A 381-nucleotide genomic window follows, 5' to 3' on the forward strand; every position below is an offset into this window, starting at 1 on the left:
TCCATGGAGTGCTTTGAATGCAACAGATCGCCCTGGCCGTGATCGGCGGTACCGGTGTCTACAACCTGGCCAAGCTCGACGACGTGCAGACCCACGAGGTCGACACCCGCTTTGGCCGCCCGTCCGGCCCGGTGCGCGTGGGCACGCTGCTCGGCCATCGCGTGGCGTTCCTGGCGCGGCATGGCGAGGGGCACTCACTGCCGCCGCACAAGATCAACTACCGCGCCAACCTGGCCGCACTGCAGCAGCTGGGCGCGCAGCGCGTGCTGGCATTGAACACGGTGGGTGGCATCACCGAAGACTTCGGCCCGCGCGTGTTGGCCTGCCCGGACCAGATCATCGACTACACCTGGGGCCGCATCAGCACGATCTGTGAAGAAG

At 66.7% G+C, this 381-nt stretch carries 1 pseudogene; it reads left to right on the forward strand.

The window, feature by feature from the left end:
- Nucleotides 1–17: 17 nt before the first annotated feature.
- Nucleotides 18–381, forward strand: a pseudogene (locus RhoFasB10_RS26010) (S-methyl-5'-thioadenosine phosphorylase); the annotation flags it as partial.

It is taken from the genome of Rhodococcus sp. B10 (assembly GCF_011770055.1).
Classification (GTDB): Bacteria; Actinomycetota; Actinomycetes; order Mycobacteriales; family Mycobacteriaceae; genus Rhodococcoides; species Rhodococcoides kyotonensis_B.